The sequence below is a fragment of the Streptomyces sp. SM18 genome, from assembly GCF_002910775.2.
GTDB classification, from domain to species: domain Bacteria; phylum Actinomycetota; class Actinomycetes; order Streptomycetales; family Streptomycetaceae; genus Streptomyces; species Streptomyces halstedii.
This window is the reverse complement of record NZ_CP029342.1, coordinates 3,523,882-3,548,169: the sequence shown is the minus strand read 5'-3', so window position 1 is coordinate 3,548,169 and position 24,288 is coordinate 3,523,882. Positions and strand designations below refer to the sequence as shown.

The 24,288-nt window shown below is 72.9% G+C and carries 20 protein-coding genes; 10 read left to right on the top strand and 10 right to left on the bottom strand.

All coding sequences use genetic code 11. The features are described from left to right. Positions 1-25: 25 nt before the first annotated feature. Positions 26-1,087: an AI-2E family transporter gene (locus B9S64_RS15800; protein ID WP_103493024.1), complete on the top strand. Its 1,062-nt coding sequence runs from the start codon at positions 26-28 to the stop codon at positions 1,085-1,087. On the opposite strand, the gene B9S64_RS15795 is transcribed toward B9S64_RS15800, so the two are convergent. Further along, the gene (locus B9S64_RS15795; protein WP_103493025.1) at positions 1,082-3,205 is read right to left on the bottom strand and encodes a SpoIIE family protein phosphatase; all 2,124 of its coding nucleotides are present in this window, start codon (positions 3,203-3,205) and stop codon (positions 1,082-1,084) included. The two genes, B9S64_RS15800 and B9S64_RS15795, sit on opposite strands and share 6 nt — an antisense overlap. Positions 3,206-3,380: 175 nt before the next feature. Here B9S64_RS15795 and aspS point away from each other — a divergent pair, with 175 nt between their 5' ends. Both aspS and B9S64_RS15785 read left to right on the top strand, forming a co-directional pair. Beyond that, positions 3,381-5,198 carry an aspartate--tRNA ligase gene (gene aspS, locus B9S64_RS15790; RefSeq protein WP_103493026.1) on the top strand — a complete coding sequence of 606 codons (1,818 nt, stop codon included), beginning with the start codon at positions 3,381-3,383 and terminating at the stop codon, positions 5,196-5,198. A 283-nt stretch (positions 5,199-5,481) separates the two neighbouring features. Next, complete coding sequence (locus B9S64_RS15785; RefSeq protein WP_103493027.1) at positions 5,482-6,249, top strand: hypothetical protein; 768 nt, start codon at positions 5,482-5,484, stop codon at positions 6,247-6,249. 63 nt (positions 6,250-6,312) lie between these two features. Here the strand turns inward: B9S64_RS15785 and metG are convergent, their stop codons facing one another. After that, a complete protein-coding gene (metG, locus tag B9S64_RS15780; RefSeq protein ID WP_103493028.1) occupies positions 6,313-7,917 on the bottom strand; it encodes a methionine--tRNA ligase in 1,605 nt (534 codons plus the stop codon). Between the two features lie 147 nt (positions 7,918-8,064). Between metG and B9S64_RS15775 the strand changes: the two genes are divergently transcribed. Together B9S64_RS15775 and B9S64_RS15770 are read left to right on the top strand one after the other, a co-directional pair. Further along, positions 8,065-8,718, top strand: a complete 654-nt coding sequence (locus tag B9S64_RS15775) for a response regulator transcription factor (RefSeq protein WP_037632668.1) — start codon at positions 8,065-8,067, stop codon at positions 8,716-8,718. Then, complete coding sequence (locus tag B9S64_RS15770; RefSeq protein WP_103493029.1) at positions 8,715-9,998, top strand: cell wall metabolism sensor histidine kinase WalK; 1,284 nt, start codon at positions 8,715-8,717, stop codon at positions 9,996-9,998. Before B9S64_RS15775 ends, B9S64_RS15770 begins: the two co-directional genes overlap by 4 nt. Here the strand turns inward: B9S64_RS15770 and B9S64_RS15765 are convergent. After that, complete coding sequence (locus B9S64_RS15765; protein ID WP_109492061.1) at positions 9,923-11,839, bottom strand: VWA domain-containing protein; 1,917 nt, start codon at positions 11,837-11,839, stop codon at positions 9,923-9,925. The genes B9S64_RS15770 and B9S64_RS15765 overlap by 76 nt on opposite strands. A gap of 293 nt (positions 11,840-12,132) precedes the next feature. On the opposite strand from B9S64_RS15765, the gene B9S64_RS15760 reads away from it, so the two are divergent. Then, complete coding sequence (locus tag B9S64_RS15760) at positions 12,133-14,193, top strand: PhoX family phosphatase (protein ID WP_103488639.1); 2,061 nt, start codon at positions 12,133-12,135, stop codon at positions 14,191-14,193. Positions 14,194-14,326: 133 nt separating this feature from the next. Then, positions 14,327-14,770, top strand: a complete 444-nt coding sequence (locus tag B9S64_RS15755; protein ID WP_103488640.1) for an RNA-binding S4 domain-containing protein — start codon at positions 14,327-14,329, stop codon at positions 14,768-14,770. 383 nt (positions 14,771-15,153) lie between these two features. On the opposite strand, the gene B9S64_RS15750 is transcribed toward B9S64_RS15755, so the two are convergent. The 3 genes from B9S64_RS15750 to B9S64_RS15740 form a co-directional block, all read right to left on the bottom strand. Then, positions 15,154-15,396, bottom strand: a complete 243-nt coding sequence (locus B9S64_RS15750; protein ID WP_103488641.1) for a DUF2630 family protein — start codon at positions 15,394-15,396, stop codon at positions 15,154-15,156. A gap of 22 nt (positions 15,397-15,418) precedes the next feature. Then, entirely contained in the window at positions 15,419-16,369 is a 951-nt protein-coding gene (locus B9S64_RS15745) for an NADP-dependent oxidoreductase (protein WP_103488642.1), read from the bottom strand. 130 nt (positions 16,370-16,499) lie between these two features. Next, entirely contained in the window at positions 16,500-17,393 is an 894-nt protein-coding gene (locus tag B9S64_RS15740; RefSeq protein WP_103505157.1) for a hypothetical protein, read from the bottom strand. A gap of 128 nt (positions 17,394-17,521) precedes the next feature. On the opposite strand from B9S64_RS15740, the gene B9S64_RS15735 reads away from it, so the two are divergent. Then, complete coding sequence (locus B9S64_RS15735; protein WP_103491869.1) at positions 17,522-17,932, top strand: hypothetical protein; 411 nt, start codon at positions 17,522-17,524, stop codon at positions 17,930-17,932. Positions 17,933-18,050: 118 nt separating this feature from the next. Here B9S64_RS15735 and B9S64_RS15730 read toward each other — a convergent pair whose 3' ends face one another. From B9S64_RS15730 to B9S64_RS15720, 3 genes are all read right to left on the bottom strand, one after another. Further along, a complete protein-coding gene (locus B9S64_RS15730; RefSeq protein ID WP_103491870.1) occupies positions 18,051-18,473 on the bottom strand; it encodes a universal stress protein in 423 nt (140 codons plus the stop codon). A gap of 181 nt (positions 18,474-18,654) precedes the next feature. Then, positions 18,655-19,314 (bottom strand): FMN reductase, encoded by a 660-nt coding sequence (locus tag B9S64_RS15725; RefSeq protein ID WP_103491871.1) that lies wholly within the window; start codon positions 19,312-19,314, stop codon positions 18,655-18,657. A 5-nt stretch (positions 19,315-19,319) separates the two neighbouring features. Further along, positions 19,320-20,414 (bottom strand): LLM class flavin-dependent oxidoreductase, encoded by a 1,095-nt coding sequence (locus tag B9S64_RS15720; RefSeq protein ID WP_103491897.1) that lies wholly within the window; start codon positions 20,412-20,414, stop codon positions 19,320-19,322. 222 nt (positions 20,415-20,636) lie between these two features. Here B9S64_RS15720 and B9S64_RS34760 point away from each other — a divergent pair, with 222 nt between their 5' ends. Next, the gene (locus B9S64_RS34760) at positions 20,637-20,765 is read left to right on the top strand and encodes a DUF6126 family protein (RefSeq protein ID WP_219818790.1); all 129 of its coding nucleotides are present in this window, start codon (positions 20,637-20,639) and stop codon (positions 20,763-20,765) included. A 337-nt stretch (positions 20,766-21,102) separates the two neighbouring features. Then, positions 21,103-22,161 (top strand): tryptophan--tRNA ligase, encoded by a 1,059-nt coding sequence (gene trpS, locus B9S64_RS15715; RefSeq protein ID WP_103491872.1) that lies wholly within the window; start codon positions 21,103-21,105, stop codon positions 22,159-22,161. Between the two features lie 116 nt (positions 22,162-22,277). On the opposite strand, the gene B9S64_RS15705 is transcribed toward trpS, so the two are convergent. Then, a complete protein-coding gene (locus B9S64_RS15705; protein WP_103491873.1) occupies positions 22,278-24,281 on the bottom strand; it encodes an NAD(P)-binding protein in 2,004 nt (667 codons plus the stop codon). Positions 24,282-24,288 lie beyond the last annotated feature (7 nt).

The following is a 24,288-nucleotide window of genomic DNA, read 5'->3' as shown; positions in this document are numbered from 1 at the left end:
CCGCACCCCGTGATCAGGTGGGGGGATGCCTCCCCGGAAGCCCCTCCTGCCCGAGAGCGCGCGGCGGACCGCCGCCTGGTGCGGTGTGCTGCTGCTGGTCGCCGGTGTCGCGGCGGTGGCCGTCTGGCTGTGCGTCGAGCTCAAGACCGCCGTCACCCCCGTCCTGCTCGCCCTCCTCGGTACGGCGCTGCTGGGCCCGGTCCACCACTGGCTGACCGAGCGCCGGGTGAACCGGTCGCTGGCCGCCGTGCTCACCTGCACCGCGCTCGTCGCGGTGGTCGGCGGCGCCGGCTACATCGTCGTCACCGCGGTCGTCGACAGCGGTGACCGGATCGTCAGGTCGCTGAAAGAGGCGGCGCAGTGGGTCATCGACCACTTCGACATCGCGGGCGTCGCCAACACGGACGACCTCGCCGACAACGCCAAGGGCCTCGTCGAGAAGTTCGGCGCGAGCGCCGCGGGCGGGCTGCTCACCGGGCTCAGCGTCCTCACCACCCTGGTGGCCACCGCCGTCCTGGCCCTTCTGCTGACCTTCTTCTTCCTGCGGGACTCCCACCGGGCCGCCCGCCTCGCCCACCGGGTCGCCCCACGCGGCAGCGGCGACCTGGTCGAGGCCATGGGGCGCAGGGCCTTCGGCGCCGTCCAGGGCTTCATGCGCGGAACCACGCTCATCGCCCTCATCGACGCGGTGTGCATCACCGTCGGCCTGCTGATCCTGCGGGTCCCGGGCGCGGTGGGGCTGGGGGCGCTGGTCTTCGTGGGGGCGTACATCCCGTATCTCGGGGCCTTCGTCTCCGGCACCGTCGCCGTCCTGGTGGCCCTCGCCGACCGGGGGTTCGTGATCGCGCTCTGGGCGCTGGGGGTGGTGCTCGCCGTGCAACTGCTGGAGGGGCACGTGCTCCAGCCGGTCATCCAGAGCCGTACGGTCCAGATGCATCCGGCCGCGATCCTGATCGCCCTGACCGCGGGCGCGAGCGTGGCGGGCCTGCTGGGGATGCTGCTCGCGGTGCCGTTCTGCGCGGCGGTGTTCGGCGTGATCGGGGAGCTGCGCAACGGGAACGGGAACGGCGACCCGCACGGTTCATGACGCGCGCTCGCCGGACTTCCCCGGCTCCGGCGACTCGTACAGCTCGAACCAGATGCACTTGCCCGCCCCCTGCGGGTCCACCCCCCAGGTGTCGGCGAGCATCTCCATCAGCATCAGCCCCCGGCCGCTGGACGCCATCTCGCCGGGCCGTCGCGTGTGCGGCAGTTCGTCACTGGCGTCGGCCACCTCGACGCGCAGCCGCCGCCCGCCCCGCTCGCCGCTCACCTCGGCGACGAGCAGGGCGTCGCCGTCCGTGTGGACCAGCACGTTCGTGGACATCTCGGAGACCATCAGCTCCGCCGAGTCCACCTGCTCCGCGTCCGCCCAGTCGTGCAGCATCTCGCGCACCTGCTGCCGGGCGGCGGCGACCCGCTCGGGCTCGGCCTGGGCGATGGTCATGGCCGAGCGCCGCCCCGGGCGCTCGCGCGTGCGCCCGGCGTCCCGGCGCAGCACCAGCAACGCGATATCGTCCTCGCGCCGGTCCACCAGCGGGCCCGTCGTGGAGTGCGAGCCGGGGCCGTGCACGGCCTGGACCAGCGCGTCGGCCAGCTCCTCCAGATCGTCCACCGGCCGCTCCAGGATCGGCCGGAGCCGGTCCCAGCCGGTGGCCATGTCATGGCCGCCCGTCTCGATCAGCCCGTCCGTGCACAGCATGATCGTTTCACCCGGGCTCAGGACGATCTGGGTCGTCGGGTAGTCCCTGTCCGCCTCGACGCCCAGGGGCAGCCCTCCCGCGGTCTGCCGGATCACCGCGGTCCCGTCGGCGCTGACCACCACCGGGTCCGGGTGGCCGGCCCGCGCGATGTCGAGGGTGCCGCTGTCCGGATCGGCCTCGGCGTACAGGCAGGTGGCGAAGCGGGCGGCGGTGATCCCGTCCTCTCCGGCGGACGGCTCGTACGCGTCGGTGAGGCCGGACAGGAAGCGGGAGGCGCGGGAGAGGACGGCGTCGGGGCGGTGGCCCTCGGAGGCGTAGGCGCGCAGGGCGATCCGCAGTTGGCCCATCAGCCCGGCGGCCCGCACGTCGTGCCCCTGGACGTCTCCGATGATCAGGGCGATACGGCCGTTGGGCAGCGGGATCACGTCGTACCAGTCGCCGCCGATCTGGAGACCGCCCCCGGTCGGCACATAGCGGGCCGCCACCGACAGGCCGGGCACGCCGGGCCCCAGGGTCGGCATCATCGTCTTCTGGAGCCCCAGCGACAGCTCGCGCTCGGTCTCGGCCGCCCCGGCGCGGGTCAGGGCCTGGGCCAGCATCCGGGCCACCGTGGACAGCACGGAGCGCTCGTCGGGGGTGAAGGAGACGCTGTGCCGGAATCCGGCCATCCAGGCGCCCATGGTGTGGCCGGAGGCGATGAGCGGCAGGAACGCCCAGGAACGGCGGCCGAAATTGCTGGCCAGGGGCCAGGTGGCGGGAAAGCGGCGGCGGTACTCGTCGGGCGAGGAGAGGTAGATCGCCTGCCCGGTGCGCACCACCTCGGCGGCCGGGTAGGCGGTCTCCAGGGGCATGTCGGTGAACGGCTTCTCGTCGCCCGCCTCGTGCCCGTGGTGTCCGACGACCGTCAGATGGTCGCCGGAGACGCCGAAGACCGCGAGGCCGTCGAGCGAGAAGCCCGGCATGGAGAGCGAACCGGCGACCCGCAGCACCTCGGCGGTGGAGCCCGCCTCCGCCAGCGCTCGCCCCGCGTCGAGGAGGAAGGCCTCGCGGGAGCGGCGCCAGTCCCCGGTGACCGGGGTGCCGGCGGAGCCGGACGCGGAGGGCTGGGCCACCTCCTGGAGGGTGCCCGCCAGGACGTACCGGTGGGGGCCGCCGTGCGAGTCCATGGTGACCGGTTTCGACCTGCTGCGTACCGTGCGTACGACGTCACCGCGCTCGTCCACGACCCGCAGCCGCGCCTCGGCCACGGTGCTCTCGGCGATCGCGAAGTTCACCACCCCGTCGATCTCGCCCAGGTCCGTCGGGTGGAAGAGGCGGCGCACCTCCTCGGTGGAGCGGGTGACCGGCTCGGCGGGCAGACCGAGCAGCCGGGCCGCTTCCGCGTCGAGCGAGACCGTCTCCTGCGCGCTGTCCCAGCTCCACAGACCGGTCCCGATCGCAGCCAGGATCTCCTCGGTGCGCATTGCCCCACTTTATGGAGGTCTGCTCCGGGCACGCCACCGAGGGGCCCCCGCCCGAACACACCCCGGGCGGGCACGCCGGAGGGCGTCGTGCCCGTAATGGCTATGAAGGGGTGCGCCTACGGGCGGTAGCCTGGGGTGTCACTCCTCCCCGACCGCGAAGACTGGATGAACGACGATGCATCGGTACAGGTCCCACACCTGCGGCGAGCTCCGCGCCTCTGACGTCGGCACCGACGTCCGGCTGAGCGGCTGGCTGCACAATCGCCGAGACCTGGGCGGCATCCTCTTCATCGATCTGCGCGACCACTACGGTCTGGTGCAGCTCGTCGCACGCCCCGGCACCCCCGCCAACGAGGCGCTGTCCAAGCTGACCAAGGAGACCGTTGTCCGGATCGACGGCACGGTCTCCGCGCGGGGCGCCGACAACGTCAACCCCGAGCTGCCGACCGGTGAGATCGAGATCGAGGTCGGCGAGGTCGAGGTGCTGGGCGAGGCCGGCCCGCTGCCCTTCACGATCAACACCGAGGACGGGGTCAACGAGGAGCGGCGCCTGGAGTACCGCTTCCTGGACCTGCGGCGCGAGCGCATGCACCGCAACATCATGCTGCGCTCGGCCGTGATCGCCTCCATCCGCTCCAAGATGGTGGCCCTCGGCTTCAACGAGATGGCGACCCCGATCCTCACCGCGACCTCCCCCGAGGGCGCCCGTGACTTCGTGGTCCCCTCCCGGCTGAACCCGGGCAAGTTCTACGCGCTCCCGCAGGCGCCCCAGCAGTTCAAGCAGCTGCTGATGATCTCGGGCTTCGACCGCTACTTCCAGATCGCGCCCTGCTTCCGCGACGAGGACGCCCGCGCCGACCGCTCGCCGGGCGAGTTCTACCAGCTCGACGTCGAGATGTCGTTCGTCGAGCAGGAAGACGTCTTCCAGCCGATCGAGAAGCTGATGACCGAACTCTTCGAGGAGTTCGGCAACGGCCGCCACGTCACCTCGCCGTTCCCGCGCATCCCCTTCCGCGAGTCGATGCTGAAGTACGGCAACGACAAGCCGGACCTGAGGGCCAAGCTGGAGCTGGTGGACCTCTCGGACGTCTTCGCGGACTCCGGCTTCAAGGCCTTCGCCGGCAAGCACGTCCGCGCCCTGCCGGTGCCGGACACCGCGGGTCAGTCCCGCAAGTTCTTCGACGGCCTAGGCGCGTACGCCGTCGAGCACGGCGCCAAGGGGCTGGCCTGGGTGCGCGTCGGCGAGGACGGCACCCTGGCGGGCCCGATCGCCAAGTTCCTCACCGAGGCGGACGTCAAGACGCTCACCGAGCGCCTCTCCCTCGTCCCCGGCCACGCGGTCTTCTTCGGCGCGGGCGAGTTCGACGAGGTCTCCAAGATCATGTCGGCCGTCCGGGTCGAGGCCGCCAAGCGGTCCGGCCACTTCGAGGAGGGCGTCTTCCGGTTCTGCTGGGTCGTCGACTTCCCGATGTACGAGAAGGACGAGGAGACCGGCCGGATCGACTTCTCGCACAACCCCTTCTCGATGCCCCAGGGCGGCCTGGAGGACCTGGAGACGAAGGACCCGCTGGACATCCTCGCCTGGCAGTACGACATCGTCTGCAACGGCATCGAGCTGTCCTCCGGCGCCATCCGGAACCACGAGCCCGAGCTGATGATCAAGGCGTTCGAGATCGCCGGGTACGACCGCGAGACCGTCGAGCAGGAGTTCGCGGGCATGCTGCGCGCCTTCCGCCTCGGCGCCCCGCCGCACGGTGGCATCGCGCCGGGCGTCGACCGCATCGTCATGCTGCTGGCCGACGAGCCCAACATCCGCGAGACCATCGCCTTCCCGCTCAACGGCAACGCCCAGGACCTCATGATGGGCGCCCCCACGGTCCTCGACGAGACCCGGCTGCGCGAGCTGAACATCCAGCTCCGCAAGCCGGTGGCGGGGGCGAAGGAGAAGGCCGAGGCCAAGGACTCGGTGGCGAGGGACACCGGCGCGAAGTAGGCGTCAGCGGTTCCGGCCGCGCGCAGGTGTCAGCGGTCCAGGCCGCGAAGTAGGTGTCAGTGGTTCCGCTTCGGTTCCACGTGAAACAGTCCCCGGCCGACCGGCCGGGGACTGTTCCATGTGCGGCCCGGACGGGGCTGCGCGGCGGTGTGGGACGTCGCGGAGGGCGGGTACACGGACCGGGTACAGCCGGATGGCCCCGGTTCGGATTCGGTCCAGCCGGGCCCGGCAAAGACTGCCACCGAAAAGACAGCGACCGCCCCCTCACGAGGAGCCGCGCACCGTGTCCGTCCTACGCCGTCCGTACGTCCTGTTCGTCGCCCTGTTCCTGCTGGTCGCCGGCTGCTCCGCCGGGGCGGCGGAGACCTCCGCACCCCGAGGCGCGGCCGGCCCCGAGTCCTCGGCGGCGCCGTCCGTGTCGCCCTCCGCCTCCGCCCCGGTGGCCCCCGCCCGCCCCGCGGAGATCCCCGGGCTGGGGCCGCAGACCCGGGCACAGATTCCGGCCGAGGCCCACCAGGCCGTCGTGGTGACCGGCGACGGAGTGGACTCCAACCGCTCGGCCGTCGTGCTCTACACCCGCGACGGCCCCGACATCGGCTGGAGACCCGGGGCCGGCCCATGGTCCGCCCACAACGGGATGAAGGGCTGGTCCGACCACCATCTCGCGGACGATCTCCGGTCACCCGTGGGAGTGTTCGGCCTCACCGACGCGGGCGGCCGCCTCCCGGACCCGGGGGCGCTGCTCCCGTACGACGAGCATCCGCGGTTCGCGGTGAGCGGCGAGGGGTTCTTCGGGGAGCCGCTCGACGGCTCCTTCGACTATGTGGTCGCCATCAACTACAACCGGGTCTCGGGGGTCAGCCCGCTGGACCGCACCCGGCCGCTCGGGGAGGAGCGGGGCGGCGGGATCTGGCTCCATGTCGACCACGGAGGGCCCACCCAGGGGTGCGTCTCGCTCCCCGAGGACCGGATGACGGAACTCCTGCGCACCCTGGACCCGGCGAAGCACCCGGTGATCGTGATGGGGGACGCCGCGTCGCTGAGCCGGTGACCCCGTACGCGCGCGGGCCCGGGACCGATGACGGTCCCGGGCCCGCGTCGTGCGTACCGGTGCCTACGCCGGCTTCTCCTCCAGGCGCGGGAAGAGCACCGCGCCCTTGGTCACCGTCGCGCCCGCGGGCAGCTGGCCCCAGCGGCCCGCGTCCTGGACCGGCTGGTCGCGCAGAGCGCCGAGGGAGGCCTCCGCGCCGAGGGACTCCCACAGCTTCTGCGAGGTCTCCGGCATCACCGCGTTGAGCAGGACCGCGACCCCGCGCAGGGACTCGGCCGCCGTGTACAGGATCGCCGCGAGCCGGGCCTTGCCCTCCGGCGAGTCGTCCTTGGCGACCTTCCAGGGCTCCTGCTCGGTGATGTAGCCGTTGACCTGCTTCACGAAGTCGAAGACCGCCAGGATGCCGCCCTGGAAGTCCAGCTCCTCGCCGATCTTCTCGTCGGCCGTGGCGACGGCCCGCGCGAGCCCGTCCCGGACCGCCTGCTCCGCGTCACCGGCGGCCGTGGCCTCCGGGAGCGCGCCGCCGAAGTACTTGCCGACCATGGCCGCGACGCGCGAGGCCAGGTTGCCGTAGTCGTTGGCCAGCTCGGAGGTGTAGCGGGCGGCGAAGTCCTCCCAGGAGAACGACCCGTCGCTGCCGTAGGCGATGGCCCGCAGGAAGTACCAGCGGTAGGCGTCCACACCGAAGTGCGAGGTGAGGTCCTGGGGCTTGATGCCCGTCAGGTTCGACTTGGACATCTTCTCGCCGCCGACCATCAGCCAGCCGTTGGCGACGACCTTGCCGGGCAGCGGAAGCCCCTGCGCCATCAGCATCGCCGGCCAGATGACCGAGTGGAAGCGCAGGATGTCCTTGCCGATCAGGTGCACGTCCGCCGGGAAGGTGGCGTCGAACTTCTCCTGGTTGGCGCCGTAGCCGACCGCCGTCGCGTAGTTGAGCAGCGCGTCGACCCACACGTAGATGACGTGCTTGGTGTCCCACGGCACCGGGACGCCCCAGTCGAACGTGGAACGCGAGATCGAAAGGTCCTGAAGACCCTGCTCGACGAAGTTCACGACCTCGTTGCGCGCCGACTCGGGCTGGATGAAGCCGGGGTTGGCCGCGTAGAACTCCAGGAGCTTCGGGCCGTACTCGCTGAGCTTGAAGAAGTAGTTCTCCTCCTTGAGGATCTCCACCGGCTTCTTGTGGATCGGACACAGCGGGGTGCCGTCCTCGGCCTCGATGAGGTCGCCGGGGAGCTTGTACTCCTCGCAGCCCACGCAGTACGGGCCTTCGTACCCGCCCTTGTAGATCTGGTCCTTGTCGTACAGGTCCTGCACGAACTCCTGCACACGGTCGGTGTGCCGCTTCTCCGTCGTACGGATGAAGTCGTCGTTCGCGATGTCGAGGTGCTCCCAGAGGGGCTTCCACGCCTCCTCGACGAGCTTGTCGCACCAGGCCTGGGGCGAGACGTCGTTCGCCTCGGCCGTGCGCATGATCTTCTGACCGTGCTCGTCCGTGCCGGTGAGGTACCACACCTTCTCACCACGCTGGCGGTGCCAGCGGGTGAGCACGTCGCCTGCGACGGTCGTGTAGGCGTGGCCCAGGTGAGGAGCGTCGTTGACGTAGTAGATGGGGGTCGAGACGTAGTACGCCTTCGCCCCCTGCTTCTCGGATCCAGTGGCCGCCATGGTCGAAATCCTAACGGCCCGCAGGAGATCCACTCACATCGATAAACCCGGCCCCGGCCGAGGAGAGCTTTGCGAAACATCATTTCCCGTACCAAAGACGCATCCTGGGAGGAGTGGGCACGCGTGCACGAGGCAGGGGACAACACCATGCGGGTACTGGTCGCCGAGGACGAGGAGATCCTGGCGGAGCTCGTCGCCACCGGACTGCGGCGGGCGGGCTTCGCCGTCGACACCGTCTACAGCGGGGACGCGGCGCTCGCCTACCTGGGACTGCACGACTACGACGTCGTGGTCCTCGACCGTGACCTGCCCCGGGTGCACGGCGACGACGTGGCCCGCAAACTCGTCGCGTCCGGCTCCCGGACGAGGATCCTGATGCTCACCGCCTCGGGGACCATGGAGGACCGGGTGGAGGGGCTCGACCTGGGCGCCGACGACTATGTGAGCAAACCCTTCGAGTTCCCCGAACTGGTCTCCAGGGTGCGGGCGCTGCGCCGCCGCAGTGCCCGTCCCGTACCGCCCCAGCTGGAGCGGCACGGCATCCGGCTCGACAGCGTGCGCCGCGCCGCCACCCGGGACGGGCGCGACCTGGACCTGTCGCCGAAGGAGTTCACCGTGCTGCAACTGCTGCTGGAGGCGGACGGCGCGGCCGTCAGCGCGGAAGAGCTGCTGGAGCGTGCCTGGGACGCCAACGCCGACCCGTTCACCGGCGCGGTCCGGGTCTGCATGAGCAAGCTGCGGGCCAAGCTGGGGGAGCCGCAGCTCATCCGCACGGTGCAGGGCGTGGGGTACGCCCTGTGAGGCGGCTGCCGGGACGCTCGCGGCGCACGGACGGCGGGCAGGGCCGCCACTCCACGATCCGGACGCGGATCGCCCTGGTGTACGGCGGGGTGTTCCTGGTGCTCGGCACGGCGCTGCTCGCCACGGTCAACCTGGCCTCGCGCGCCGGCACGGACTCGCAGGCGCGCGCCATCGCGACCTCGGCGGCGGTCGTCCAGCCGGGCTTCGCGGTGAACGGCCCGCTGCACAGCCGTGGCCGGCTGGGACCGCCCACGGTCTACGACGTCACCGACGACGTCAGCGACGCCGCGAGCAGTGAGCTGCTGTACTGGTCGGTCGCCGCGCTGCTCGTCATGACGGGGTGCGCGGTCGGCGTCGGCTGGTGGACGGCGGGGAGGGTGCTGCGGCCCGTCCACGCGATGACGGCGAAGGCCCGTGAGCTCTCCGAGCACACCCTGCACCAGCGGATCGCGGCCGGCGGACCCGACGACGAGCTGAAGGAGCTGGGCGAGACCCTGGACGCCTTGCTGGCCCGGCTGGAGAAGGCGTTCGACAGCCAGCGGCGGTTCATCGCCAACGCCTCGCACGAGCTGCGGACCCCGCTCGCCACCCAGCGGGCCGCGATCCAGATCGGGCTCGACGACCCGTCCCCGGAGGACCTCGTACGGACCCGGCAGACGCTGCTGGACAACAACCGGCGCAGCGAGCGGCTCATCGAGGGGCTGCTGGTGCTGGCGCGCAGCGAACGGGGGCTGGCGAACAGCGAGCGCAAGGACGTCGATCTGGCGCGGGTGGTCGCGGAGGAGGCCGCGCAGCCGGTGCCGGCGGCGGGGCGCCCGGGGCCGTGCCCTCGGGTCACGGTGGCCATCGAGCCCTGTGTGGTGCGGGGGAACCGGCAGTTGCTCGCCCAGCTCACGGCGAACCTGCTGTCCAACGCCGTCCGGTACAACGTGCCCGACGGCTCGGTGGACGTCTCGTTGTCGGCGCGCGGGGAGCTGGTCGTCCGCAACACCGGTCCGGAGGTCGCGGAGGCGGACATCGCGGGGTTCTTCCAGCCGTTCCGGCGCGGTGAGGGGCGGGACCGGATGGGCCGGGGCTCGGGCCTCGGGCTGTCGATCGTACGGTCCATCGCGGTGGCGCACGGCGGTACGGCCACGGCGGAACCCTGCCCGGAGGGAGGGCTCGCCGTGACCGTACGGCTGCCGGTGGATCAGTCCCCGGCTGATCAGTCCTCGGGGTCCTCGGGGAGGAAACCCCGGTCGGCGGCCCAGTCCGGCAGTCCGGCGAGCACCTCCCGGTAGAACACCGCGTCGGGCACGTCACGCGGGGCGGGCCCCGCGTGGAAGAACCCGGCGTTCGGGGCGTCCAGCTTGCGCAGGAAGTCGAACGCCTTGGCGTCCTCGTCACCGAACGCGACGAACTGGAAGAACAGCGGCAGCCGTGCCGCGTCCGCGAGCGCCTGCCTGGCGGCGACCTTGGCGTCCGGGGCGCCGTCCGTCTGGAAGATCACGACGGCCGGGCCGGTGGCGCCGGACGCCTCGTAGTGGGCGACGACCTCTTCGACGGCCCGGTGGTAGTGGGTCCGGCCGAGCCGGCCGAGGCCCGCGTGCAGGGTGTCGATCCGGCCCTCGTGCGCGGTGAGTTCGACGGTGCCGGTGCCGTCGATGTCGGTCGAGAAGAAGACGACGGGCACGGTGGCGGCCTGGTCCAGGTGCGCGGCGAGGGCCAGGGTCCGGTCGCCCAGGTGCTGGGCGCTGCCGTCCTTGTAGAACGGCCGCATGGACCCGGACCGGTCGAGCACCAGGTAGACGGTCGCCCGCAGCCCGGTGAGCCCGAGCGCCTTGAGCTTGGCCTGCGCCGCCTTGTAGGGATCGACGAGGGCGGGCGCGGCGGCCTTGACCTGGGCGAGGGCGACGGCGGGGGTGTGGGCGGGGGTGCTCGCGGGGGCGGCGGCGGGGGCAGGGTCCGGGGCGGTGGGCTCCGGGGCCTCCTCGGGGGGCGCTTGCGGTGCGGGGGCCTCCTGGGCGGGTGCCTCCTCGGCGGGGGCGGGCTGAGGTTCGGGTGTTGCCTCGGGCTCGGCGGCCTGGACCGGCTCGCGCTTGTCGGTTTCGACGGGGGCGGCCTGAGGCTCGGGTGCTGCCTCCGGCTCGGCGGCCGGGGCGGTGACTTCGGTCGGCTCCGCGGGCCGGGCCGTGGCCTGCGGCTCGGGTTCGGCGGCCGGGGCGGTGGCGGGCTCGGGCTCGGTGGTCCGATCCGTGGCGGCCTCGGCCGGTTCTGCGGGCTCGTCCGTTCCGACGGGCTCGGCTGCGGCCCCGGGTGCGGGGGGCGCGGTGTCCTCGACGGCCGCAGCGGCGGGGACGGCTTCCGGGGCGTCGGGCTTTCCGGCCTCGGGGGCGGTCTCGGGGGCCGCCTCCGGCTCACCGGCCGGTTCGGACGGCTTGGCTACCTCGGCCGCAGCGGCCACCTCTGCGACCTCTGCCACCTCGGTAGTCTCCGCAACCTCGGCCGCCTCCGGCACCTGGGCCGACACGACCGTCTCGGCCGACACGACCGCGATGACCTCGACCGCTTCCGCGTCGGCCTCCGGCGGGGACACCGGCGCGGCAGGGGAACCGGGCCCGGCCTCCCGCTCCGGCGTCGGCTCCGACTTCTGCAACGGCTCCGACTCCGACTCGGTCTGCCCCTCCGGCTCCGGCTCCGGCTCGTTCTCCGGCTCCGCCTCCGGGGAAAAGTCGATCCTGATCGCCTCGGCCGTGGCCCCGGTCGTCGCGGCGGACCGTGGCCCGTCAGGGCCCGACGCCTGCGCCGGGACCGTCGGCGTGGACGGCTTGTCGAACGCGGCGGCCACGAGGTCCGCGGCCGCCCCGTCTCCGTCCGCCCGCTCGCCCTTCTCATCGTCGGCACGGGTGGTGGCCCGGTCCGAGGGCGAGGCCGGGGCCGGTACCGAGGCCTTCGTGGGCTCGGACCCAGAAGACGCCGAAGATGCCGAAGACGCGGGGGAGGCCGAAGAGGCCGAAGAGGCCGTCTCCGCCTCCGGCTCCGTGGGCGGGGTGCGCTCGGCCTGCGGCGGGACGGTGGCCGTGGTCGGCTCGTCCTGCTCCGTGCGGCCGAACACCTTGCGCAGCAAGCTCCGAATGCCCATGGGCGAGGCCTTTCGCATGAGTTGGGTGCGATAAATGTCCGTACTGCGGGAATTGATCCCTGGCCAGGGCGGATACGTAAGGTTAGCGGCCGGATCCGGCCGTTCGGCGGCGCGGCCCGCACCCGTGCCCACAGGCCTCCGACCGGGTACCGGGCGCCCCGGTGTTGACGCGGGGGCCGCCGGGGAAGGCCAGCGGTGGCCGGGGCTTCACCCCCCGTTCACCGGCCGTCCCTCGTGTGGCGTGAACGCCCCCCTAGCGTCACGCACGACACACAGACGGAGGGACGGAAAACGTGCGGAACTTGCTGCCGCTCATCGGCTCGCACCCCGGCGGGCGCTCTGCGCTGACCTGCCGCTACCGCTGCGGGGACGCCTGCTTCAAGGAAGTACCGAACACCAGCGACAACGAGTACGCCGGCGATGTCATCGCCGGTGCCCTCTCGCGCCGGTCGATGATGCGCGCCGCCGCGGTGGTGACCGTCGCGGCCGCCGCCGGAACCGCCACGCTCGTGGGCGGGGGTGCCCCCGAGGCCGAGGCCGCACCGCTCGCGGGGCACCCCGGCAAGAAGCCGAAGCCCACCGCGTCCGGCGCACGCGGCCTGCGCTTCTCGCCCGTCGCGCCCAACACGCGAGACCAGGTGAGCGTCCCGGACGGCTACGGCCAGAACGTGGTGATCCGCTGGGGCGAACCCATCCTGCGCGGGGCCCCCGCCTTCCAGCCGGACAAGCAGACCGCCAAGGCGCAGGCGGGCCAGTTCGGCTACAACAACGACTTCCTGTCCCTGCTGCCGCTCCAGGGCGAGCGGGGGCGCCAGGTGCTGGTCGCCAATCATGAGTACACGGACGAGAACCTCATGTTCCGTGGTTACGATCCGGCCAGTCCGACCCGTGAACAGGTGGAGATCGCCTGGGCGGCGCACGGACTCTCCGTGGTCGTGGTCCAGGAGGAGAACCGCAGCGGCAAGCTCACCCCGGTCAACCGCCACCCGCTGAACCGCCGGCTCACCGCCACCAGCGTGTTCCAGGTCACCGGCCCGGCCGCGGGCAGCCCGCTGCTGCGTACCTCCGCCGACCGCACCGGCACGAAGGTGCTGGGCACGCTGAACAACTGCGCGGGCGGCACCACCCCGTGGGGCACCACGCTGCACGGCGAGGAGAACTTCAACCAGTACTTCGCCAACGGCTCCAGCGACACCGACAAGCGCTACGGCATCGGCACGGGCGAGACCGAGCGCAAGTGGGAACGGTTCGACAAGCGCTTCGACCTGTCGCGCGAGCCCAACGAGGCGCACCGCTTCGGCTGGGTCGTCGAACTCGACCCGTACGACCCGGACTCCACGCCCCGTAAGCGGACCGCGCTCGGCCGTTTCAAGCACGAGGCCGCCCAGCCCCGGCTGACCTCGGACGGCCGGCCCGTCGTCTACATGGGCGACGACGAGAAGTTCGACTACTTCTACAAGTTCGTCTCCAGCAAGAAGATGAAGAAGGGCACCTCCCGGGCGGCCCGCGCGCACAACCTGACCCTGCTGGACGAGGGCACCCTGTACGTCGCCAAGCTGACCGGGGACTCCCCGGCCGAGGAGATCGACGGCACCGGAAAGCTGCCCACGGACGGTGAGTTCGACGGCAGCGGTGTGTGGATCCCGCTCGCCACCGGTGACACCTCGCACGTGCCGGGGATGACCGCGGAGGAGGTGTACGTCTTCACGCGCCTGGCCGGTGACAAGGTCGGGGCCACCAAGATGGACCGCCCCGAGGACGTCGAGCCCTCGCCGCGCACGGGCCGGGTCTACATCGCCCTCACCAACAACACCGACCGGGGCAAGGCGGGCAAGGCGGCCGCGGACGAGGCCAACCCGCGCGACGCCAACAAGCACGGCCAGATCCTGGAACTGGCGGAGAACTGGGACGATCCGGCGGGTGACGGCTTCGCCTGGCGGCTCTTCCTCGTCGCGGGCGACCCGAAGGACCCGTCGACGTACTTCTCCGGCTTCCCGAAGGAGCGGGTCAGCCCGATCTCCTGCCCGGACAACGTGGCCTTCGACGACCACGGCAACCTGTGGATCTCCACGGACGGCAACCAGCTCGGCTCGCACGACGGGCTGTTCGGGGTGGCGACGGCGGGTGAGCGGCGTGGCGAGCTGAAGCAGTTCCTGACCATGCCGACCGGGGCGGAGACCTGTGGACCGGTGATCCAGGACCGCAGGGTCCTGGTCGCGGTCCAGCACCCGGGCGAGATCGACGGCGCGTCCGTGGAGAAGCCGGCCAGCACGTGGCCGGACGGACCGGGCCGGATCGTCCGGCCGTCGGTCGTGGCCGTGTGGCGCAAGGACGGCGGGGACATCGGCGTCTGATCCCACCGGACCCGGCCGTCCCGTCCTCGCGGAGGGGCGCGGAGGGGACGTGGCGGGGGTGCGGTGGACGTGCCGGGGGCCGGCTTCGGTTCCCGGCCCCGCCGGGGTGCCTCACCGCATTAGAGTCGGGTGCATGGTTTCCGGTGAGGCACCACAGGCGGCGGGCAGCGTCCGGGTCGACGTGTGGATCTGGTCGGTCCGGCTGACGAAGACCCGCGCCCAGGCGGCCGCCGCCTGCCGGGCGGGCCATGTCCGGGTCAACGGCGAGCGGGCCAAGCCGGCCCAGAACCTCCGCGCGGGCGACGAGGTGCGGCTCCGGCACGCGGGCCGGGACCGGATCGTGGTCGTGTCCAAGATCGTGAAGAAGCGGGTCGGCCCACCGGTCGCCGTGGAATGTTTTGTGGACAACAGCCCGCCCCCGCCGCCGCGCGAGACGGCGATCCAGGTGCCGGTCCGCGATCGCGGTGCCGGACGTCCGACCAAGCGGGACCGCCGCGAGATCGAACGCCTCCAGGGCCTCCATGGCGCACAGAACCCCCAGCGCGCCGCACGCCGGGGCCGCGACACCACCACCTGACGGCGCGCCCGGCGCGGGTGCGGCCGCTCGCGGCACAGTGCGACGCTCGCGCGGCGGTGCGGTGCTCGTGGCGCTGAGCGGTGCTCACACGGCGGTGCGGTGCTCGCGGCGCTGAGCGGTGCTCACGCGGCGGTGCGGTGTTAGCGCGGCGGTGCGGTGCTCGCGGCGCTGAGCTGTGCTCAGGCGGCGGTGCAGTGCTCGCGCGGCGGTGCGGTACTTGCGCGGCGGTGCGGTGCTCACGGCACAGAGCGGTGCTCACACGGCGGCGCGGTGCTCGCGGCGGCGAGCAGTGCTCACGCAGCGGTTCAGCGCTCTCGGACCGGTGCCACCGCTTGCGTGCGCCGTCCGCCGTCCGCGGTCCGGCGTCCGCGGTCCGTCGTCCGTCAGCCCCGGTAGTCCTCCACCTCGCCCGCGGGGCGCAGGGTCGCCTTCGAGGGGTCGTCGCCGAACTCGCTGAGGGCCCGTCGTTGCCGCAGCAGGTCCCAGCACTGGTCGAGCCGGATCTCCACCTCCCGCAGCCGGGAGCGCTCCTCGTCGGAGAGGCCGTCCAGTGTGGAGCGGGCCCGTAGGTCGCGCTCCTCGGCGACCAGCCCGTCGATGTGCTCGATGATGTCGTGTTCGCCCATGGCGGCGGCGCTCCTTACACAGTCAGACGACGAAGACGGTCTTGCCGCGTGCCCCGCCCGCCCGGTTCTGGGCGAGTGCCTGCGGGGCCTTCTCCAGGGGGAGTTCCACCTCGATGGGCACGCGCAGCTCGCCTCGGGCGGCTCCCTCGGCCAGGGCGCCGAGCAGCTCTCCCCCGGAGTCCGCCGGGTCCAGCCGGAAGTCCACCCAGGCGACGCCGGGCGGCCCCGGAACGCCTCGGGTGGTGACGGCGACACCGCCGTCCCGTACCAGCGCGGTGTGTGCGGCGAAGGCGGCCGGGTCGGTGGAGACCAGGTCCACGAGCGCGTCGACCCCCTCCGGGTACAGGTCCGCCACCGCGGAGGCCAGCTCGTCGGGGCCCGCGGTCGTGTCCACGGTGGCGGCGGCGCCCAGCGCGGCCATCCGCCGCTTCTCGTCACCCCGTACGGCGGCGACGACCCCGAGGGAGCGGGCCGCGGCGAGCTGGGTCAGGAAGCTGCCCACCCCACCCGCCGCGCCGATGACCAGCAGGCTCCGCCCGTCGCGTACGGCCGTGCCCCCCAGGATCTGCGCGGCGGCCGTCCCGGCGGACGGGAGCGCCGCGGCGTGCTGGAGCGGGAGCCCGTCCGGGACCAGGGCGATCGGCGCGTCCTGCGCCACGCACAGGTACTCGCCGTACGCGCCGCAGCGTCCCGCCGGGGGTGCCGTCAGCCGGCCGAACACCGGGTCGCCGACGCGGAAGAGGTTGTCACCGCCGCCGATCATGTCCACCCGCCCCGCGAAGTCCGTCCCGACGAGGAGCGGAAAGCTGTGGGGAGCCGTCCCGTCCGGGCTTCGGTCGGCCGTCTGCCAGTCCAGGGGGTTGAGGGAGGCGTACTCGACCTTCACGCGTACCTCGCCGGCCGAGGGGTCGGGTTTGGGGACCACCACGAGCGAGGGTTCCGCGCCCCACGCGCTGACGGCGACGGCTCGCATCCGGCCCACCTCTCACTCGGCCCCCCTGCCCCGCCTCCTACTCTCGCCCGGCCCCCGCGCCCGCGCATGTCGGAACCCGACGCCCCACCGCGCCCCCACCGGGCCCCGCACCCCTACCGGCCCCGCACCCCTACCGGCCCCCGGCCCGTCCCGCCCTCTCCGCCCTCCTCGCCCTCCGCCCCGCCAGGAACCGTCCGGCCCCTCCGCCCACCGCCAGTACCAGCCCCGCCGCCAGGACCGCCCACACGGTCGTCCGCAGCGACGCGGTGAGCGCGTCGTAGACCGCCGAGGCCCCGTCCCGGTCGTCGGACGGCACCTGGTCCAGCACCCTGCTCCGGCCGGCCGCGACCGCGAGACGCAGCAGTACGGCGCCGAGCGCGAGGCCCGCGCCCGCGACGGCGGTGGCGCCCAGGGCGCCCCGGAGCCCGCGCCGTACGGACGCGAGGCCCACGACGAGGACGAGCAGGACCGCCGTGCCGACGGCAGGCCACACGCCGGCGTCCCGCAGGAACCGGAAGGTGCTCCGCAGCTCGTCCGCGCGGTCGGCGGGGAGCAGGGTGATCGTGGTGTGCCGTACGGGGATCAGGTCGGCGAACGGCACCCCGTCGTCGATCAGCTCCTGCCGGACGCGTTCGACCACGGGCGCCAGGTCGATGGTCACCGCCCGCCCGTTGTCGCCGTGCAGGTCGGCCTTCACGGCCTGGTGCGCGGTCCGGTTGGCACCGTCCCAGGCCCGCTGGAACGCCTCGGTCGTGGTGAAGGACCGCGCCGTGTCGTACAGGAAGTCCCCGAGGGTGTCCTGGAGCGGGCCCACGTCGATGTTCTTCATCGCCGCGTCGGTGACGAGCGTGGCGACGGTGTCCTGTACGCCGGGGTCGGAGGCCAGCGGGGAGACGGCGGCGAGGTAGCGGTCGGTGTCGTCGAGTTCCAGATCGACCCAGGCGGCGAGGGCGCCGAACGGGACCAGCAGGGCGAGCAGGACGACCAGGACCGCCGACAGGGCCGCTGAGAGGTAGGTCCGCACAGCCCCCAGCCAATCCCGTGCGGCGGCCGCGCGCTCCGGGCCGTACGCCGTTCGAGTTGCCGGGGCGCGCGGCCGGGTGTGCCCTGGAGAGACGGAGAGGTCCACGGGCGAGAGAGGGAGCTGCCGCCATGGCCACACACGCAACGCTGCCCCGGCGCGGAGGGACCCGCGCCCGGACGCCGGACCGGCATCCGCACCACGCGATCGGCTGGTGGCTGCCGGCGGTGCTGGGCGTGATCGTCGGTTTCTGGGCGTTCTACATCCACCGGGACGGCGGCCCGACCACCGGGGGGCTGATCTGGCTCGGCGTCGCCTCCGGTGTGGCCTTCGCCGTGCTGTGCTTCGCCCTGGGACGGGTGCAGGGGAGGCTGCCGGCCGAGCCACGGGCCGCGGCCTACGGGGCCGTCACCGCGATCGTGATCGGCTACCTCTTCAGCCTGCACCACCACAGCGTGCTGTCCTCGGCCGTCCTCGGACTGGGGGTCGGCGCGGGGGTGACCGTCTACGCGTTCTACCTCGCCCACACGCGGTCGCCGTGACGGCCGCGCGCCCGGCGAAGGTGCCGGACGGGCCGGGCTCGTGACGCGCCGTCCGGTACGACGGCGGGCCCCCACGCGTGATCGCGTGGGGGCCCGCTCGTCGCACGGGGACGGGGCGTCACTCGTGGACGACGGTGACCGGGCAGCGGGCGTGCTGGGTGACGTGCAGGCTGACCGAGCCCAGGAGGGTGGCCTTGAAGCCGCTGTAGCCGCGTGCGCCGACGACCAGCAGGTTGGCGCCCTTGGCCCGCTCCAGCAGGGACTGGGCGGCGTTGCCGATCACGACGACCTTCTCCACCTCCGCCGCGCCCTCGGCGCCGAGGGCCTCCTCCAGCGCCTCGTTGAGCGCCACGGTCGCCACCGCCTGCGGGTCGAAGTCCTCCGGCAGGCCCGGCATCATGGACGCCCAACTGGTCGCGGGGTACTCCCAGCTGTTGACCGCCTCGATCGAGTCCCCGGTCAGCTCCGCCTGGCGCACCGCCCAGCGCAGCGCCTTGATCGACTGCTCCGAGCCGTCCACACCGACGACGATCCTGCCCATGTCCGCCTCCAGCTCCTCGGGACCCGTACGGCACGTGCCCCATGTTGCGTGTATCCGTAATAACACGAGCCAAACCGGGCACAAAGGGCCCGTAGGCCCCTTGCGTTGCTCTGTGCCCGTGTGTCTCGGCTCCCGTGTGTCTCGACGGCCGCCCCGGCGGTGTCGGCCGGGGCCGGACGGGTCAGTTCACCCGCAGTGCGGCGAGCTGCTGGGCGAACGGAACGACCGCGTCCTCGCCGTCGTCGAGCGTGGCCGCCCGGGTCGCCCCGGAGACGGTCCGTCCGGTGACGGCCGAGGCCAGCTCGCCGCCCGCACGGCGGATCCGGGACGGCAGGCCCTCGGCGTACTCGTCGCCCGGCGCCCCCCAGTCCTCGGACGCCGCGTACACCGAGGTCGGCAGGGTGACGGCCCGCAGGTAGGCGAAGAGCGGGCGCATCGCGTGGTCCAGGACCAGCGAGTGCCGGGGCGTGCCGCCGGTCGCCGCGATCAGGACGGGCTTGCCGGTGAGCGCGGTGTTCTCGATCAGGTCGAAGAAGGACTTGAACAGACCGCTGTACGAGGCGGTGAAGACGGGCGACACGGCGATCAGGCCGTCCGCGCCGGTCACCGCGTCGATCGCCTCCCGCAGGTCGGCCGGCGGGAAGCCGGTGACCAGGTGGTTGGCGATGGAGACGGCCAGATCGCGCAGCTCGACGACCTGGACCTCGACGGCGCGGTCCTGGTCGGCGGCCAGCCGTTCACGGGTGGCCTCGGCGAGCCGGTCGGCCAGCAGCCGGGTGGACGAGGGGCTGCTCAGACCGGCCGAGACGGCCACGACGCGCAGCGGGGCGGTGGCGAACACGGTGTTCAGACCTCCTTCGGGGCGGTCGCGGCGCGGGCCGCGGTGACCGCGGGGTGGACGGGGGCGTCCGGCACACCGGCCGGGCGCAGGGCGGCGAATTCCTTGCGCAGCACGGGGACGACCTCCTCGCCGAGCAGGTCGAGCTGCTCCAGGACGGTCTTGAGCGGCAGCCCGGCGTGGTCCATCAGGAACAGCTGGCGCTGGTAGTCGCCGACGGCGTCGCGGAAGGTCAGGGTGCGCTCGACGACCTCCTGCGGGGAACCGACGGTCAGCGGGGTCTCCCGGGTGAAGTCCTCCAGGGAGGGCCCGTGTCCGTAGACCGGCGCGTTGTCGAAGTACGGGCGGAACTCCCTGACCGCGTCCTGCGAGTTCTTCCGCATGAACACCTGGCCGCCGAGGCCCACGATGGCCTGCTCGGCCGTGCCGTGGCCGTAGTGGGCGTAGCGGCGCCGGTAGAGGTCCACCATCTTCTTCGTGTGCTCCATGGGCCAGAAGATGTTGTTGTGGAAGAAGCCGTCGCCGTAGTAGGCGGCCTGCTCCGCGATCTCGGGGGAGCGGATGGAGCCGTGCCAGACGAACGGCGGGACGCCGTCCAGCGGGCGCGGGGTCGCCGTGAAGGACTGGAGCGGCGTACGGAACGTGCCCTCCCAGTCCACGACGTCCTCGCGCCACAGCTTGTGCAGCAGCGCGTAGTTCTCGATCGCGAGCGGGATGCCCTGACGGATGTCCTTGCCGAACCACGGGTAGACCGGCCCGGTGTTGCCGCGGCCCATCATCAGGTCGACGCGGCCGTCGGCGAGGTGCTGGAGCGTGGCGTAGTCCTCCGCGATCTTCACCGGGTCGTTGGTGGTGATCAGGGTGGTGGAGGTCGAGAGGATGAGCTTCTCGGTGCGGGCGGCGATGTAGCCGAGCGTCGTCGTCGGTGAGGACGGGACGAACGGCGGGTTGTGGTGTTCCCCGGTCGCGAAGACGTCCAGGCCCACCTCCTCCGCCTTCTGCGCGATCGCGAGGGTCGCCTTGATCCGCTCGTGCTCGCTCGGCGTCCTGCCGGTCGTGGGGTCCGGGGTGACGTCCCCGACGGTGAAGATCCCGAACTGCATGGCGCCCGCCTCCATCTGTGCCGAACGTGTGGCATCCGTACGTGTGGCGTCCGTACGAATAAGTGGTTGAACGTTGAACTATGCGACACACCCTACAACGGGGCACCCCCGTCCCCTATTCCCGGCCGCGCGGCCACCGCCCGGGGACCGCGCGGCCGGGCTGCGTACGCTGGACGGGCCGCCCGGCCGGGGCGGGGCGGGCGGGTCGAAGGAGGAGCGCCGATGAGCGAGAGCGAACGCTGGAAGGAGCGCGGTGTCATGCTGCGCGTCTTCGTCTACGTCTTCGCGACGCACCTCTTCGCCGGTTTCGTCATGCTGCTGTTCTACGTCGGCGGCGGCGCCGACAAGTAGCCCCGCGTACGGCGGCGGGCGGCCGGTCACCCTCCGGCCGGTGCGGCCCGTGGCCCGTGGCGGCCTTTCCCGGCCGCCCTTCCAGGATCGCCCCGGTACGGCCACCTCCGCGACGCGAGCGGGATCACGTGCGCCGTTCCTCCCGCCCGCCGACCCGTGGCCGCTACACTCACCCCATGACCTCCGTCCCGTGCCGCACCTGGTGGCGCTCCTCCTAGGAGCGGCCACCTCATCTGCACGCACGGAACAAGGGCCGTTCGACATGGACGGCCCTTCTTCGTCGCCCGGCGCCTCGGGCGGGCCGTCCTCCACGCATCCACCTCGCGAGGAGAGACCTGTGACCACCGTCACCGACCAGCCCATGACCCCCGCCGCGCTCCGCAGCGCCGAGCTGGAGCGGCAGATCGCCGTGGACCCCGGACGCTTCCGGATCCTCACCGGCGACCGGCCGACCGGCGCCCTGCACCTCGGCCACTACTTCGGCACCCTGCACAACCGGGTGCGGCTCCAGGACCTCGGCGCGGAGGTGTTCGTCCTCATCGCCGACTACCAGGTCCTCACCGACCGGGACGTCGCCGAGCGGCTCGGCGAGTACGTGGAGGGCCTGCTGCTGGACTACCTGGCGATCGGTGTGGACCCCGCCCGGACGACGGTCTTCAACCACAGCGCGGTACCGGCCCTCAACCAGCTGCTCCTGCCGTTCCTCTCGCTCGTCTCCGTCGCCGAGCTGGGCCGCAACCCCACGGTGAAGGACGAGATCGCCCACTCCCGGCAGGCGGCCGTCAGCGGGCTCATGTACACCTACCCGGTCCACCAGGCCGCCGACATCCTCTTCTGCAAGGGCAACCTCGTGCCCGTGGGGCAGGACCAGCTGCCGCACCTGGAGATCACCCGTACCGTCGCCCGGCGCTTCAACGAGCGGTACGGTCCCGTCTTCCCGGAACCCGACGCCCTGCTCTCCGCCACGCCCCTGCTGCTGGGTACCGACGGCACCAAGATGAGCAAGAGCCGCGGCAACTCCGTCGCCCTGGGCGCGAGCGAGGACGAGACCGCCCGGCTGATCAAGGGCGCCACCACCGACGCCGACCGGCACATCACCTACGAGCCCGCGACGCGGCCCGGGGTGGCCGGCCTGGTGCTGCTGGCCGCGCTCTGCCTGGACCGCGACCCGCACGCCGTCGCCGAGGAGATCGGCGACGGCGGGGCCGCCGCGCTGAAGCGGACCGTGACGGACGCGGTCAACGCGAAGATGGCCCCCATCCGTGCCCGGCGGGCGGAGTACGCCCAGGACATGGGCCAGGTACGGGACATCCTGCGCGCCGGGAACGAGCGCGCGAACGCCGTGGCCGAGGCGACCCTGACGGAGGTACGGGAGGCCATGGGCATGTTCCGCTGACGCCCGGACCCGGGCGCGGAGTCCGGCCCGGGTCGGGAACCGGCCCCCCCGGACCCCGCCCCCGGACCCCGCCCCCCGGGCCCTCCGCCACCGCCACCGCCCGCCCCGGGCTCCGCCTACCGCCCCGCCGTCGCCGTCCGCTGCCCGCGCAGCAGCTCCGCCAGGCCGCGCCGGGTCGCGGCGATGACGACCCGGTCCTCCGGGCGCAGCACATAGCCCGGGTGGAGGTTCCAGACCAGCCCGGAGGGCCGGGCGGCCGCCTCCGGCTCCGAAGGGTCGTACGGCGGTACCGCGGCCAGATCGGGTTGGCGGTCGCGCGGCGGGGTGGCGTCCAGCGCCAGGACCCGCCAGGCGCCGGCCCGGAAGGCCTGCTCGACGGTGCGGCCCGCCAGCTGCGGGTGGGCGCCCACCTCCAGGGCGGCGAACAGCATCACCTTGCGTTCGACCGGGACCGCCCCGAGGATCTGCCGGCCCATCATGGCGACCGCGAACGACGGCGCGGCCAGGTGGGACACCGAGCGGGAGCGGGTGAGCGCCTGCGGGTGGGCGGTGCGCAGGGTGCGGTAGACGGCGGTGGCGAACTCGTCGTCGTACAGGCGCAGGGCCACCCGCAGGTCGGGCTTGACGTGGCGGGCGTACAGCGCGGCTTCGAGGTTGGTCGTGTCCACGCTGGTCAGGGCGAGGAGGGCCCGCGCCCGGCGGATCTTGGCCGCCTCCAGGACCCCTTCCTGGGTGACGTCGCCGATGACCGTCGGCACGTGCATGCCCCGGGCCAGCGGGATGCCCCGCGCGTCCGGGTCCTCCTCGACGACCACCACGGGGATGTCCAGCTCCCGCAGGTGTACCAGCACCCGGGTGCCGATCTTGCCGAGGCCGAGCAGCACCACGTGCCCGGACAGACCACGCGGGGGCCGGCGCAGCGAGGAGGCGTTGCGCAGGGACCCGAAGGCCTCCAGGACGGCGGCCACCAGCAGCGGCAGGAGCAGCAGCCCGGCCATCCCGGACAGCAGCTGGATGATCTGGCGGGCATCCGGCCCGTCCTCGGCCGGATCGCCCATCGCGAGCAGGTCGAGCAGGGTGAGGTAGGTGGCGTGCAGCGGGCTGTCGCCGGTGGTGACGACGGAGGCGATGGCCAGCGCCACGGCGGCGGCCATCACGCCCAGCGCCGACCAGCGCAGCCGGCGCGAGAAGATGTGGCTCAGCGGCGCGCCACGGCCGCCCATGCGGACCGCGACCCGGTCGGGCCCCGCGTGGCTGATGGCCTCCAGGACCACCGTGCCCCGCCCGGTGGCGGCGGCCACCGTCGCCTGGTCGGGCAGGAGTTGGGGGCCCTCGTCGCCGCTGCTGTCGGAGCCCTCGGCGCCCGCCGGGTCATGGGTGGTGGACGACAGGAGCGCCAGGGTGCACAGTCCGGGGTCGGCCAGCTCGCCCTGCCGGGGCGGGGTGCGTTCGGCGGCGCGCAGGAGCAGGCCCTCGGCCTGGATGACCTTGCTGCTGCCGGTGACCGCCGTGGCGGCCAGCGCCGGGGCCGCGGTGTCGGCGTCGGACAGCACGGTGGTGGAGGCGTCCAGCAGCTCCGGGTCCAGGCCGGGCACGGCGAGGGCCGCGGCCTGGTCGAGCAGGGTCTCCAGGTGCTGGCCCAGTTTGCGGTTGTAGAGCCGGATGACCAGCCGCAGACGCGGGTTGAGCCGACGGGCCGTCAGGGCGGCCCGTATGTTCAGCTCGTCGTCGTCGTAGACCAGGGCGAGCGCGGCCGCCCGGTCGACGCCCGCCTCCTCCAGCACCTCGTCCGAGGGCTCGTGCGCCTCCATGATGCGGACGGCCTCGACCCCGGCGTTGGTGTCGCCGTCACCGGCCCCGCCCGCCGCGCCCGCGCGGTTCATCGCCGCCGACATCCGGCCGAACAGGGCGGCGGCGCGGGCCCGTTGGGTGAGGGGTAACTCGGGCCGGGAGGAGAGGTCGCGGTCCGGCGGGAGGAGCAGCGTGACCCGTTCGCCGTACACGTAGCGCAGCTCCACGGCGAGCCGCCGGGCGAGCGCGTCGTCGCCGCAGACCAGCATGTGGCCGCCGCCTGCGGGGGATTGGGACTGGTGCGGTAGTGGGGACACGAAACCCAGCATGCCTGGT